13 protein-coding genes are annotated in these 14545 nt (G+C 41.2%); 5 read left to right on the forward strand and 8 right to left on the reverse strand.

Annotation, left to right across the window (positions count from 1 at the left end):
* Window positions 1–87 precede the first annotated feature (87 nt).
* Together uvrB and CRO16_RS14395 are read left to right on the forward strand one after the other, a co-directional pair.
* Window positions 88–2091 carry an excinuclease ABC subunit UvrB gene (gene uvrB, locus CRO16_RS14390; RefSeq protein WP_097057088.1) on the forward strand — a complete coding sequence of 668 codons (2004 nt, stop codon included), beginning with the start codon at window positions 88–90 and terminating at the stop codon, window positions 2089–2091.
* A gap of 90 nt (window positions 2092–2181) precedes the next feature.
* The gene (locus CRO16_RS14395; protein WP_245859062.1) at window positions 2182–3393 is read left to right on the forward strand and encodes a hypothetical protein; all 1212 of its coding nucleotides are present in this window, start codon (window positions 2182–2184) and stop codon (window positions 3391–3393) included.
* 184 nt (window positions 3394–3577) lie between these two features.
* Here CRO16_RS14395 and CRO16_RS14400 read toward each other — a convergent pair whose 3' ends face one another.
* Window positions 3578–5674, reverse strand: coding sequence for an acetate--CoA ligase family protein (locus CRO16_RS14400; RefSeq protein WP_097057089.1), 2097 nt, complete (start codon window positions 5672–5674; stop codon window positions 3578–3580).
* A 123-nt stretch (window positions 5675–5797) separates the two neighbouring features.
* Here CRO16_RS14400 and CRO16_RS14405 point away from each other — a divergent pair, with 123 nt between their 5' ends.
* Window positions 5798–7015: an aminotransferase-like domain-containing protein gene (locus tag CRO16_RS14405; protein ID WP_097057090.1), complete on the forward strand. Its 1218-nt coding sequence runs from the start codon at window positions 5798–5800 to the stop codon at window positions 7013–7015.
* A 106-nt stretch (window positions 7016–7121) separates the two neighbouring features.
* Here CRO16_RS14405 and CRO16_RS14410 read toward each other — a convergent pair whose 3' ends face one another.
* The 3 genes from CRO16_RS14410 to CRO16_RS14425 form a co-directional block, all read right to left on the reverse strand.
* The gene (locus tag CRO16_RS14410; protein ID WP_097057091.1) at window positions 7122–7721 is read right to left on the reverse strand and encodes an indolepyruvate oxidoreductase subunit beta; all 600 of its coding nucleotides are present in this window, start codon (window positions 7719–7721) and stop codon (window positions 7122–7124) included.
* A 31-nt stretch (window positions 7722–7752) separates the two neighbouring features.
* Window positions 7753–9366 (reverse strand): thiamine pyrophosphate-dependent enzyme, encoded by a 1614-nt coding sequence (locus CRO16_RS14415; protein ID WP_097057092.1) that lies wholly within the window; start codon window positions 9364–9366, stop codon window positions 7753–7755.
* 401 nt (window positions 9367–9767) lie between these two features.
* Window positions 9768–10214, reverse strand: coding sequence for an Hsp20/alpha crystallin family protein (locus tag CRO16_RS14425; protein WP_097057094.1), 447 nt, complete (start codon window positions 10212–10214; stop codon window positions 9768–9770).
* 220 nt (window positions 10215–10434) lie between these two features.
* Here CRO16_RS14425 and CRO16_RS14430 point away from each other — a divergent pair, with 220 nt between their 5' ends.
* Window positions 10435–10680, forward strand: a complete 246-nt coding sequence (locus CRO16_RS14430; protein ID WP_097057095.1) for a DUF1456 family protein — start codon at window positions 10435–10437, stop codon at window positions 10678–10680.
* A 3-nt stretch (window positions 10681–10683) separates the two neighbouring features.
* Window positions 10684–11373, forward strand: a complete 690-nt coding sequence (locus tag CRO16_RS14435; RefSeq protein ID WP_097057096.1) for a phosphoadenylyl-sulfate reductase — start codon at window positions 10684–10686, stop codon at window positions 11371–11373.
* 102 nt (window positions 11374–11475) lie between these two features.
* Here the strand turns inward: CRO16_RS14435 and CRO16_RS14440 are convergent, their stop codons facing one another.
* The 4 genes from CRO16_RS14440 to CRO16_RS14455 all read right to left on the reverse strand — a co-directional run bounded on the left by CRO16_RS14440 (window position 11476) and on the right by CRO16_RS14455 (window position 14446).
* Window positions 11476–11799 (reverse strand): hypothetical protein, encoded by a 324-nt coding sequence (locus CRO16_RS14440; RefSeq protein WP_097057097.1) that lies wholly within the window; start codon window positions 11797–11799, stop codon window positions 11476–11478.
* 180 nt (window positions 11800–11979) lie between these two features.
* Entirely contained in the window at window positions 11980–12321 is a 342-nt protein-coding gene (locus CRO16_RS14445) for a hypothetical protein (protein ID WP_143544554.1), read from the reverse strand.
* 173 nt (window positions 12322–12494) lie between these two features.
* Window positions 12495–13685 (reverse strand): ADP-forming succinate--CoA ligase subunit beta, encoded by a 1191-nt coding sequence (gene sucC, locus CRO16_RS14450; protein WP_097057099.1) that lies wholly within the window; start codon window positions 13683–13685, stop codon window positions 12495–12497.
* Window positions 13686–13789: 104 nt separating this feature from the next.
* Entirely contained in the window at window positions 13790–14446 is a 657-nt protein-coding gene (locus CRO16_RS14455) for an LON peptidase substrate-binding domain-containing protein (RefSeq protein WP_097057100.1), read from the reverse strand.
* Window positions 14447–14545 lie beyond the last annotated feature (99 nt).

Here is a 14545-nt window from a genome sequence, read left to right on the forward strand (position 1 = left end):
GAGCGCTCATCTTTATGATTTTGGGAGCAGGCATAATTTGCCGAAAACCATGGAATTAGCTACTTTTGCAGGTCAGCAAAAAATTCTATGAAATTCAAGGTAAAATCTGATTTTAAACCCACCGGGGACCAGCCTCAGGCAATTAGCCAGCTGGTCAACGGCATCAATAATAAAGAGAAATATCAAACCTTACTTGGAGTAACCGGTTCCGGAAAAACCTTTTCGGTTGCCAATGTCATCCAGGAAGTGCAGAAGCCTACGCTGGTCCTGGCGCACAATAAAACCCTTGCAGCTCAGCTTTATTCCGAATTCAAGCAATTCTTCCCCGATAATGCCGTGGAATATTTTGTGAGCTACTACGACTATTATCAGCCGGAAGCCTTTATTCCCACTTCGGGCACTTATATTGAAAAGGATCTTTCCATAAACGAAGAGCTCGAAAAAATGCGTTTGAGCACTACCTCTTCCCTGCTTTCCGGAAGAAGGGATATTATTGTGGTGGCATCTGTTTCCTGTCTCTACGGAATTGGGAATCCCGTGGAATTCAAGAAGAACGTCGTTTCCATTCAGAGAGATATGGTGATCTCCCGAACTCAATTGCTTCACAGGCTGGTACAGAGTTTATATTCCCGAACTGAAGCCGAATTCAGCCACGGAAACTTTCGTATAAAGGGAGATACGGTTGACATTTTTCCAAGTTATGCAGATAACGCTTTTAGAGTCCACTTTTTTGGAGACGAGATCGAAGAAATTGAAGCTTTTAATCCTGCTACTAATGACATTATTGAGAAATACGACCGTTTGAATATCTATCCGGCCAATATGTTCGTGACCTCTCCTGATGTTTTGCAGGGAGCAATAAGAGAAATACAGGACGACCTTGTCAAACAAGTGAATTACTTCCAGGACATTGGGAAACATCTTGAGGCAAAACGCCTGGATGAGCGAACCAACTTTGATTTGGAAATGATCCGGGAATTAGGTTACTGCTCCGGAATCGAGAACTATTCCCGTTACCTCGACGGCCGCCTGCCCGGCACCAGGCCATTCTGTTTGCTGGATTATTTCCCGGATGATTATTTAATGGTAGTGGATGAAAGTCACGTTACCATCCCACAAGTGCATGCCATGTATGGCGGAGACAGGTCTAGAAAAGAGACACTGGTAGATTACGGTTTCAGGTTGCCTGCAGCTATGGATAACCGTCCGTTAAAATTTGAGGAATTTGAAGCGCTTCAGAATCAGGTGATCTATGTAAGTGCGACGCCGGCAGATTATGAGCTTCAGAAAACAGAAGGGATGTATGTTGAACAGGTGATACGTCCTACCGGACTGTTGGATCCTGTGATCGAAGTGCGGCCAAGTCTGAACCAGATCGATGACCTTATCGAGGAAATGCAACTACGAATTGATAAAGATCAACGAATTCTCGTTACAACGCTTACCAAACGCATGGCCGAAGAGCTTACAAAATATCTTACCCGGATCAATATACGTTGCCGTTACATTCACAGTGATGTGGACACCTTGGAGCGGGTGGAAATTATGCAGGACCTTCGAAAAGGGCTTTTTGACGTTCTGGTTGGGGTGAACCTGTTGAGAGAAGGTCTTGACCTTCCGGAAGTCTCTTTGGTAGCCATTCTGGATGCAGATAAGGAAGGTTTTCTTCGTAGTAACCGTTCCCTTACCCAAACCATTGGTCGTGCGGCCCGTCATCTGGAAGGAAAAGCTATCATGTATGCAGACAAGATCACAGACAGCATGCAGAAAACGATCGATCAAACCGAGTACAGGAGAGAAAAGCAGCTAAAATATAACGCCGATAATAACATCACTCCTACTGCCCTGAAAAAATCTTTCGAAAACATGCTGGTTCGCAAAAAGCCGGAGCTATATACCTACGAGGTGGCGCCCGATCTTAAAGCTGCGGAAGCGGAAACAGAATACTTCAGCAAACCTCAACTGGAGAAGCGCATCAGGGAAAAACGCAAGGCAATGGAGTCGGCAGCGAAAGAGCTGGATTTTATGACAGCGGCAAAGTTGCGGGATGAGATCAAAATGCTTCAGGAGAAAGTGCAGACTGCATCATAAAGTGTTAAATTATTTATAGAAGCCTCTGCTTCAGAAGAATAAATATTTATATTTAATTCTCTTTGGTGCCTCCCCACAATACTTTCAGCTTTGAAAAAGATCACTATTATTTTAGTGCTGGGCTTCCTGTGGTTGACAGAAACTGCTGCACAGGTGGGGATAAATACTACAGATCCCAAGGCACAACTGGATATTCACACCTCAGATCCTGCGACTCCCGGTCCTGCAGATGGTATTTTGATCCCGAGGCTTGACAAATTTCCGGCCACCAATCCGGGTACAGATCAAAACGGAATGCTGATCTTCCTTACCTCCCAAAAAGGGGAATTTTCTCCGGGGTTTTACTGGTGGAATTCTTCCGAAGGAAAATGGGAAGGCATGTCGGGAAAAGCATCTTCAGATTTTTATAAGGTAGGTACTACAGGCCCGGCAGCCAATCCCAACGAGGCAGTTTTCCGGAAAGGAAATGTAAATATTGGAGGCTCTTCCCAGAACGTGAAACTCAAAGTTATGATAGATGCCACTGAGGAAGCAACCACCCGCACCGGACTGGAGGTGGAGAATGCCAGTTCCACTCCGACGAATGTCACCTATGGCATTGTGAGCAACAACAAAAGTCTAACTGCTGATAAAAAATATGGGATCAAAAACAGCGTTTCGGCCGACGGAATAGGAATACATTACGGGATCTTCAATGAGGTTAATCAAAATACCAATGAAGAGATCTATGGGATTTGGAACGATGTGGGGAAAACCTTCGGTGCAACCAAGAACCATTATGGCATCTACAACGTCATTGGCACTATACAGGGAACCGGCTTTGTCTATGGTATTTACAGCAAAGCACTGGGAAATGATCCGAAAAAATTATTTGCCGGCTATTTTGAAGGCAGAGTGGGAATAGGTACCCCGGGCACAGATTACATACTTCCTGCCACCCGAGGTAGTCTGGACCAGGTGCTGGTTACCGACGCCGGCGGAATTGTCTCCTGGAAATATCCATATTTCAAGACCTACTCCTCCACTACTTCTTCCACAGGAGCTTATTCCATTCCTGATGACACCTATACTTTAAGAATAAACAACCAGGTGAGCAGTATAATAATTCCGGATGCAGCAGCTAATAAAGGTCGGTTGCTATACCTCATCAACTGGCCGGGAAATTCTTATAAAAGTTTCGACTTTTTGGGCAGTAATGATCTTTTTGACATTACTACGAATTCGACTGTTACAGGAATTGCCGCGGGACAGAAATATTTGATCCAAAGCGCAGGGAACAGGTGGATACTTTTAGATAAATAAACTTAAGAAAGATTTTGGCTAAAGCCCTGCTGATATTTTAATTCTAAATCCTCCGGGTAAATCCGGGGGCAATTCATGGAATCCATATTAATCTTTCCGGGGAATTGAATTACCTCCGCCTTTAGGCGGAGGTTAAGAAGCCGCTATTCCAAGGGCTTTAGCCCAACTGGATTTCAGATTCAATTTAAACGAACTCATTTGTCTCATTAGGCTGCAGCTTCTTAACTGATCTTTCCAAACGAATTCTTACGTCTACGGCTGTAAGGTCTTTTTCAGATGCCATGAGAGGATTCAGATCTAATTCTGCAATTTCGGGCACTAGAGTCAGGAGATCTGAAATTTTTACGATGGTTTCAGCAAATAATTTAATGTTGATACTGGCCTGACCTCTAATCCCTTTTAAGATCGGAGCTGCTTTTAGATCTGTGATCATCTTTAAAGCCTCTTCTTCTGAAACAGGGATCATAGAAGCACTTATATCTTTTAGAACTTCCACAAAAATACCTCCGAGTCCGCATAGAATGACGTGAGGATAGTTTGTTTCTTTCTTTGCTCCAATGAATATTTCCTTGCCTTTTATCATAGGCTGGATCATGACAGAAGTTGCTCCTTCGATCTGCATCAACTTGTGGAAACCATCATGTAGTTCGGATTTATTAGATACGTTTAAAATGACCCCACCGACATCAGATTTATGCAACGGACCTTCAACCTTTAGAACTACCGGAAAAATTACAGTATTTGCAAAATAGTTTAGCTTTGCTTCATTCTTAACCTGAAGTGGAACAGCGAATTTCACTCCTGCAGTTTCCAGCAATGTAACGGCTGCTTCTGTGGGCATATATCCATCGGGAAGTGCATCTATCAATTTCCTGATTTCTGTAGAAAATTTGGGGTCAGGATTTTCAGTTTTTATACTAACCGACGCGTGATTATAAACCTTAGCTAAGGCCTGTCCGAATAAGACCTCATCCTGAAAAGCAATATTTCCTTTCTTTAAAAACACCTGAATTTCATCTTTCACATTCACCACTGATGGTAAAACGGCGTAGATCGGTTTTTCAGAAGATTTTATTCTCTCATTCAATACTTGATAAACATCGTCTACAGCTGTTAAACCGGGACTTCCAAAAATAACTGCCATAGCATCGATCCGGGGACTGGATTCACAAACTTCAAGAATTGCTTTTAACTGCCCGGCATTGCCTGTAGCCAAAAAATCAATTGGATTGGAGACCGAGGAGCCGTCAAACAATTGATCCAGTAGAGCTTCACTTTCTTTACCTTCTATATGCGGAATTTTCAAACCGTTATTTGACAGCACATCTGTCAGCATTACCGCAGGTCCGCCGGCATGGGTGATGATAGCTATATTTTTTCCGGCGGTTTCTTTTTGCTGAAGGATCCCGGCAACTGTAATAAGTTCGTTCCTGCCAAAACATCGAATGATTCCGGCTTTTTTGAACAGGGTGTCTACAAAGACATCAGAATTGGCAATAGCTCCGGTATGCGACGAAGCCGCCCTATTCCCTTCTTCAGAACTACCCGCTTTAATAGCTGCTATCTTGCAGCCCTTAGCTATTAAGGAAGTGGTATGCCTTAAGAACTTCAGTGGATCCTTGATACTCTCTATGTAAAGCAATTTAACTTTCGAACTTACTCCTTTCTCAAAAGAATGATCTAAATATTCAAGGATCTCCTCCACCCCTATCTGGGCGCTGTTTCCAACGGTATACACACTGGAAAACGTCAATCCAAAACTCTGAGCCGCTTCAATAATAAAAACTGCCGTCGCCCCGGAACCTGAGATGAGATCAACTCCTTTTTCATCAAGTTTTGGTATGGGAGTGGTAAAGACTCCGGCATAATGTTTATTGATCATTCCAATATTGTTGGGACCTAAAAAACTACCGCCTGCTTTGTCAAGGAGCTTAACGATCTCCTTCTCCAATAGCGCACCGGCCTCATCTTTTTCACTAAAGCCTGCCGAGAAAATTATGAAGCCTTTCGTATTTTTCTTTTGCGTAAGCACCCTAACGGCTTCAACAACATATTTTGCAGCAATGGCGATAATTGCCAGATCCACTTCAGGCAGATCATTGATGTCATTATAAGATCTCACCCCCTGCACCATGTCCTGTTTGGGATTGACCACGAATAAATCGCCTTCGAATTGATGGTCGAGCAGGTTTTTCAAAACTCTTCCCCCGGGACTGTGAATATTGTCGGAACCTCCAACAACTACTATGCTTTCAGGATGGATCAATTTCGAGTGCAGCATAAGAAATAAGGAATTTTGGTATGGTAAAGGAAGAAATTTTAAAAAGGTTTTTAGCTGATATTGATCAGCATCTGTTTGATTACATCTTCGTTAATTTGATAAAACAGCTAAATTTTTCAGGTTATGTATGCATTTTCGAAAGCAGTCAATTCCATGCATTCAGAGGACGTTAAACAATTGATGAAACAGGCTTCGGGGAAGAACCTGATCTCTTTTGCCGGCGGTATGCCGAACAATGATCTGTTTCCTGTAGAACAGATCGATGAGCTATATAATTCTTTATCCCCAGAGATCAAAAAATTATGTTTTCAATACGGCCCTACCTCGGGATATCCTCCCCTGGTGAAATCATTGGAGAGCTACCTGGAAAAGAAAGGCCTGATCATAGGCGATAATAAGATCCTGATCACGACCGGGTCACTGCAGGCAATATCCATAATTACCCAGGAATTTGTCAATGAAGGAGATATCATACTTACAGAAAATCCTTGTTTTGTGGGAGCTTTAACAGTCTTTGAAACTTTTGGAGCCGAGATCCACAGTATACCTATAGATAAGCATGGCATCAATATCGAAGCCTTAAAAAGTAAAATCGAATCTTTAGATCGAAAACCCAAGTTCTTATATGTTACGCCTAACTATCATAATCCTGCCGGAATCATTTATTCCCCCGAAAGGAAGAAAGAACTCCTGGAAACCCTGGCCGGTACCGGGATTATCTTAATTGAAGATGATGCCTACAGTGATCTTTATTTCAACGAGGAAGAGAAATCTCTGACTAAAGCCATGAAATCTAATGGGGTTCAGGATGTAGAGATCATCTATACCGGATCATTTTCAAAAATACTGGGTCCGGGTTTCAGACTGGGTTATATGCTTTCTTCTGAAGAGATCTTCGAAAAAGCAGAAACGGTGAAACAAGCCCTGGATGCCTGTACTTCCAGTTTTATGCAGATACTGGCAAATGAATTTTTAGTTCAAAATAAACTTGAGCCATATTTGACATTTTTGAGGAGTGAGTATCTGGAACGCAAGGATTTGCTTCAGCAGTATCTGAAGACTTACATGCCCGAAGAAGTTACCTGGAATGAACCAAAAGGAGGTTTTTATGTCTGGCTGAAATTACCTTCTCATATCAAGTCAACCGAGATCTTCAATGAAAGTGTTTCCAGAGGTGTGGTCTTTGTGACAGGTCGAACCTTTGATCCCGCCAGTGAAAAAGATGACAGGCTGCGACTTTCCTTTTCAAACATGCCAAAGGATCAAATTGAAAAAGGGGTTATTATTTTGTCTGAAGCAATAAAAAAAGTGCTTCAGAATTCAAAAATGGTGCTTTCATAAGTCAGCCGTAAATAGAAACCAGGTTCTGCTCAAAAAAAATATCGGGAGATAAGCTTTTTAAAAAAGCCCACTCCCGATATCTATTTTCAGAAATATTTTTGTTGATCTATTGATTCGCAGCCAGATTAGTAATTCCTTCTGCTACTTTTTTACCTTCAGCAAAAGCTTCCAGGTTCAATTTTATGATCTTTTCACTTTTATGTTGAAACAGGGTTTTTATTGCTTCGAGCAAGCTGTCTTCGGACAAAGGAATGATGGCAGATGCTGTGCCCAGCAAGACCATATTTGCAACTTTTGAATTCCCGATGCTTTTCGCGATTTGAGTTGCATCAACGATCACATGATTCGGATGTTTTTTTATTTCTTCAAAGAGATCGTCCTTTTCAGGATAATTGGAGGTGTTGATGAAAGGTTCTGAATCTGTTACCAGCCAGCCATCCTTTTTCAAAAAAGGTATATACCTCAACAGTTCCATGGGTTCTACCGATAGGATAAGATCGGCTTTACCTTCGGGGATGAGATCAGAAAATATTTCCTTGTCAGATATTCTCACGTGAGATTGTACTGCTCCGCCACGCTGGCTCATCCCGTGAACTTCAGATTGTTTTATGAACAGGTCCTGGTTTAGAGCAGCGGTATCCAAAACCGCAGCAATGGTAAGGATGCCCTGACCACCAACTCCTGATAATATGATATTTGTATTCATGGTTCTCTTAAATTTTAGTGGATGAGTTGGTCTAATTCAGGGCTGCGATCCTGGCTTTGATTTGCTCCTTTTGATCCCTGGATAATCGCACACAAGGCCTTTCTGAAATAATAACTGATACTCCTTTATATTTTAATTCATTACGCAGGATTTCCACATTTTCTTCGTGATTCTTTTTCAGTGGCACTATAGTCTTCAAATGATCGGGATGGACCCCTATTCCTAAACAGATCTTGTGCAATCTTCCCACTGCCGTTGATTCCTGGGCTCCTGTCATAGCAACAGCCGAGTTATCTGAAATGATGACCGTGATAGGTGTATTTTCATAAACCGCATCCAGGAGTCCTGTCATGCCTGAATGTGTAAAAGTTGAATCTCCAATAACTGCAATCGCATTTTCCAGCCCGGCATCTGCGGCACCTTTGGCCATGGTAATTGAGGCTCCCATATCTATAAGGGTGTTGATGGTACCCAGAGGTGGTAAGGCCCCGAGTGCATAACAGCCAATATCCCCAAATACATTTTTGTCTCCTATCACGGGAATTAATTCATTTATGGCGTTGAACAGATCTGTATGACCGCATCCTTCGCAGAGTTGGGGCGGTCTGGGAGTCACCACAGAAGGAATGGGTGCCATTTTGTTCTGGAAAAGACCTAAAGATCTCCCTACAATATTGGGATTAAGTTCTCCTGTTCGCGGCAGATCCCCCGATAACTTTCCTTTTATTTTGTCATCTTCATCAAAATAATTGTGCAGTAATTCTTCCACTATAGGGTAACCATCCTCTACAACCAGGATCTCGTCACAATGATCGTAGAGCGCTTTTACTTTTTCTTTGGGTAAAGGGTACTGCGAGATCTTAAGGATCGAATAATCAGTTTCCTCATCTCCTATATTTTCCATTACATAATTATGGGCTATCCCACATGCAAGAATTCCCACTCCCCTGTTTTTGCCTTTTTTAAGGCTGTTCAAATTGGATTTTTCTGAATATTCGATCAAAGCGTCCTGTTTATTCACCAGGAGATCAAATTGCTTTCTCGCATTCATGGGAAGCAAAGCAAATCGCGAGGTATCTGTCGGTAAATTAATATCATTGGGGCCACGCCTCTTTCTTAATACTATACCAGCCCGGGAATGTGATAAACGGGTGACCATCCTTAGTAGAACCGGCAGTTTTACCTCTTCTGAAAGATCAAAGGCATACAACATACTGTCATAAGCTTCCTGTTGATTTGACGGTTCCAGGATAGGGATCATCGCGAACTTACCGTAGAAGCGTGAATCCTGTTCATTTTGAGAGGAGTGCATGGAAGGATCATCAGCCACTACCACTACGAGTCCGCCATTAACTCCGGAAACAGCCATATTCATAAAAACATCTGAAGCCACATTGAGCCCCACATGCTTCATGACCACCATGGATCTCTTTCCAACATAGGACATACCCAGTGCAGCCTCCATGGCTGTCTTTTCGTTGACAGACCAGGTGGTATGTATATTCAGCTCCTTCGCGAGTTTTGACTTCTGAATGTACTCGGTTATTTCGGTTGACGGCGTACCGGGATATGCATAGACTCCCGAGAGACCTGCATCAATACTCCCCTGGGCAAGCGCTTCGTTACCTAAGAGTAAACTTTTCATCTGATTAAAAATACTTTTAGTTGTGCAAACTAATTTAGAAGGTTAAGAGGTAACAGAGTATGACCTATGTCATACGATGAGGATTACACAAGCGAGAATAAGAAGGAGGTCTTAAAAAGGGGATTTTTGAATGGTATTGGTAAAACCATTTCAGAAGGAGCTTTTTTTGTTCAACATGAACCCAGGATAATCCAGGGTGTTCAAGAAGATCTCAAAAGTACAGGTTACATGTTATCTCGGTCCGCAGCCGGAGGTAAGAAATAGCTCCATTTAAAAAGTTTAGTCAAAAGAAACCCTGGAAAAGGTTTCAAAAATGACATTTTAAAGAGGTATTAAAAAAAGAAACGCCCCGAAGGGCGTCTCTTAAATTTTAATCACCAGTTAACTAAATCTATCGTTCATTATTTAATATCGATCATTCTCTTTGCCTGTACTTTAGCATCTTCGCGTTTTGGAAGCTCGATCTTCAATACCCCTTCATTATATTTTGCAGAGATCTTTTCGGGATCTACAGTTTCAGGCAAACTAAAGGCTCTTTTGAAGCTGGTGTAGCTAAATTCGCGACGGGTGAATCTTCCTCCATTTTCTTTCTTCTCATCTTCTTTTTTGACTTCAGAAGAAATAGTAAGCACTCCATTATCCAGTTCAAGGTTGAAATCTTTTTTGGACATTCCGGGAGCAGCAACTTCCAGAGTGAAAGATTCATCATTTTCGGCGATGTTCACTGCAGGTACGCTGGTTCCAATCCTGCTCATTCCATTGTTTCCATTGTCCATCCAGTCGGTTTTAAACATGTCATCAAAAATCGATGGAAGCCAATTGTCGGTGTTTCTTTTAATAAGGTTCATAATTGTAATATTTTGAGGTTATACTTTTAAAATTTCAAAAACATCCAGTCAAATTAGATACCACAGCAATATTTCAGACTTTTTGGCGTATATCGATTGAGTTTTACCGACAAATTGTCATTCATTGAAAAAAGATGTACTCGTCCTTTTTTCTACTTTTGAAGTTGGAACTCCCATTTATTTAGTAAGGTTTCGTAATTTTATCCCGTAAAAACAACCTATGCCCCTATCCAATAACGATATCTTCAAAAAACTTAGAGTTGCTTTAAAGCTCCGCGATGAAGACATAGTACACATCTGCTCCCTGGTGGATTTCAAAGTCACCAAAAGTGAGATTGGAGCCATCTTTAGAAGTGAGGATCACCCAAAATACGTGGAATGCGGGGATCAATTCCTGCGGAATTTCCTTAACGGCCTGGTGATCTACAAACGCGGCCCAATGCCCAAAAAGGAAGAAAAGAAGTAGTTCATGGAGGTAATTTCAGAAAAACGAGAGGTTTCAGCTGCTGAAATAGCACAGCTGAATCAAAAATACAAAGACCTCAACCTTCACCAGAGAATTTCAGAATTATATAATGATTTTAATGAGGCAGAAGTGATGTTAACCAGTTCATTTGCTGCCACCTCTGCTTTTCTGCTCAAACTATTTTCTGATGTTAACAGGAATCAGCTTGTTTACTTCATTGACACCGGATACCATTTTGAACAAACTCTGGAATATAAGGAGCAGCTAACAGAACTCTATGGGCTGCGGGTAAAATCTATTAGTGCGGTGAAGGAAGAACACGAGTTCACCAAAACTGACGAGACCTGGAAGAAGAATCCCGATTTTTGCTGTTACATCAATAAAGTTAAGCCGCTGGACCTCATAAAATCCAAATATACCGTTTGGGTAAGCGGATTAATGGAGTGGCAAAGCGACCATAGGGCCACATTAGATATTTTTGAACAGAGAGGAGAGATCCTGAAATTTTATCCTCTCTTAGATGTTTCAAAAAAAGAACGGAACGAATTCATTGAAAAACATCAATTGCCTTTTCACCCTCTTGTGGCAAAAGGATATCATTCTATTGGCTGCTCCCACTGCACTGTAGCAGGTGATGAACGTAGCGGCCGCTGGAATAACAATCCCAAGACAGAATGTGGGTTACATCTGTAACTTTAAAGACCCAGGAACCTGTAGGCAGGAATCAGGACATGACATAAAAAAATCCCGGAGTGATGAGTTCCGGGATTCTTTGTTTAGTAAATTCGGCTAAATCTAACATAGAGGCTTTACCACTGTAAGTTCATAGATCTTACCTTTCATCCAATCTGAAGGCAAGGCTTTATTGGCAAGTTTCTCTTCCAGCAATTTGCTCACTTCCTTATTGTCTGAGGCTACAGACAGACTCTGGATCTTTTGATCTTCAGAAACCGAGAAGAACAAAGTTACTTGCAGGGTTTTACCGTCTGCCGATTTAAACTCCTTCAGGATTTTTTCAATTTCTAGAGAAACTGAATCCGGATTGCCAACTGTTCCGGCCTGTGTGGCCGAAGTAAGGATCATTGCAACTACTACTAACAACATCTTGATACTTTTCATAATATTCGTTTTAAGATTGACTGATTTATTTTTTGATGATTAATGATTTACTATAAAGACTTAAAAAAGAGAGAGTTGTTACAACCAGAAATATATTTTAACAAAACTTTCACTATATTTAATGTAAGGATAAAAAAAAACCCGGGGATGAGCCGGGTTCTTTATTTAAAGGAATGAAGATTATCTCCTGGATTTCACCTTAACAGGTAACTCATAGAATTTTTCTGTAGACCAACCTTCTCCCTTTAATTTGCGATGGTTCAATCTCTTTTCAATAAATTCATTCACTTCCTCGTTCTGAGATTTTACCGAATAGATCTCAATCTTTTGTTCCTGATTCACTTCGAAGATAACAGTGACAGTAAATTCTTCTTCAATGATTAACCCTGAATCTTTCAGCATCTTTTCAATTTCATAGGTGATGCTGCCCCTGTTAGCTTCAAAATAATAAGCTGAATTGGCAAAAGTTGATGCAGTCAACATTAAGGCAAAAGCCGCGAAAAATAATTTTAGTTTTCTCATGACAGTTCGTTTTTAGTTATTGATTATTGATTGATGTTATACCTTAAAGACTGCCGGGATATATTTCTTGTTACAGTACTATTTTCTTCTTAACTACAATTTAACATTTTAGATTCTGCATAAAAAAACCCCGGCAGTTGCCGGGGTCCGTATTCATTAAGTTTTGGCACACTTTAAGCCAACACTTCCTGTACTTTATCTGCTGCTTCCTGAAATTCTACTGCACTGTAGACATCCAGTCCGCTATTGTCGATCAATTCCTTTGCAATATCTGCATTGGTTCCCTGTAAACGCACAATGATAGGTACGTGGATGTTCCCCATGTTCTTATATGCATCAACAATTCCCTGAGCAACTCGATCACAACGAACAATTCCTCCAAAAATATTTACGAGGATAGCCTTTACTTTTTCATCTTTTAAAATAAGACGGAAAGCTTCTTCCACTCTCTTGGCATCTGCTGTACCTCCCACGTCAAGGAAGTTTGCAGGTTCTCCTCCGGCCTGTTTAATAAGGTCCATTGTTGCCATTGCAAGTCCGGCACCATTTACCATACAACCTACGTTTCCGTCAAGGTCCACATAATTAAGTCCCACTGCACGCGCTTCTACTTCTACAGGACTTTCTTCCCGCTCGTCGCGCATTTCAGCGTAATCTTTATGACGGAAAAGGGCGTTATCATCTAAAGTTACTTTAGCATCAACAGCCATGATTTTGTCATCACTTGTCTTCAAGACAGGGTTGATCTCAAAAAGAGTAGAATCAGATTTTGTGAAGGCTTCATAAAGCGACATCACAAATTTGGTCATTTCTTTAAAAGCAGTTCCGCTAAGACCAAGATTGAAAGCAATTCTGCGGGCCTGGAAAGGCAGTAATCCTGTTGAAGGATCAATTTCTTCATTAAAGATAAGATGCGGAGTCTTCTCTGCAACTGTTTCTATATCCATCCCACCTTCGGTAGAATACATGATCATATTTCTTCCGGTGGCCCGGTTTAGGAGCACAGACATATAATATTCTTCCGGCTCATTATCTCCCGGATAATATACATCTTCAGCGATTAAAACCTGGTGTACCTTTTTACCTTCCGCAGAAGTTTGAGGCGTTACAAGATTCATCCCAATGATTTGTCCCGAGATCTCTTCTACTTCCTGAAGGTTTTTGGCAAGTTTTACTCCTCCACCTTTTCCACGTCCACCAGCATGAACCTGAGCTTTAATTACATGCCAACCTGTACCGGTTTGTTCTGTAAGTTTTTTTGCAGCTTCTACTGCCTCTTTTGGATCCTGGGCAACGATCCCACGCTGTATGCGCACTCCAAAACTGCTTAAAATCTCTTTTCCCTGATATTCGTGTATATTCATAATAAGGTGTTTCTTCAGTGTTTGTTATGGTCCACAAAAGTAACAAATGTTATAGGATAATGCCAATCTTTTTTAGGCGCAGCGCGCAGCTCGTGGGAATTTTGCTATTTTTTGGTCCTCAACCTAAATTCGGTAAAATCCAGGGGATCAAAATTCCTGAAATGCCCATTCAATTCAATAGTCTGTTTGGTGCGATTTAATTCCTGAATTATGGGGATTGTAATGAGAAGATGATTAATTAAAAATTCCTGCCTTGCCTTTTCTGAATCCAGTTTTAACAGGGTATATTCCTGTTCCAGGGACAGGCCGATTTTATGTGCTAAAGTATAGCTTCGGAAGGAGGGGATATCGATCTTTGGACCCGGCACCCCTAGATGCATATAAAGTTCCCGGATCAACTCCAGCAATTGATTCTTTAAAGTTTCTGAAGCATCATCTTTATCCTGTAGAAATTCCACATCTCCCCCGGCATAATATTTCCCCTTTTCCATGGGGTCAAAATTTTTAATCCTAAAAACTCTTAGGCCCCGACAAATAATATCCTTCGCTCCATTTTCATAGTTCACCACTACATTTAACAGCTCCATTTCAGTTCCGTATTCCAGCTGATTGTCTTTATACAAAGGAATGCCAAAGTTAATCCCGGATTTTTCACAATCGGTGATCAACTGCTTGTAGCGTTTTTCAAAAATGTGCAAGGGCAGCTTCTCCCCGGGATAAACCACGTTTTGTAAAGGAAAAAGCGCCAGTCTGGATAACATAAGACTCTGATTTTCAATATGGAAAATTACAAAATTTCTTTACCTAATTTAATTTTTCTCACCTAAATTTTACAACTCTGTCTCATATGCAAATAACAA

Source organism: Salinimicrobium sediminis (genome assembly GCF_900215295.1).
Lineage (GTDB): Bacteria > Bacteroidota > Bacteroidia > Flavobacteriales > Flavobacteriaceae > Salinimicrobium > Salinimicrobium sediminis.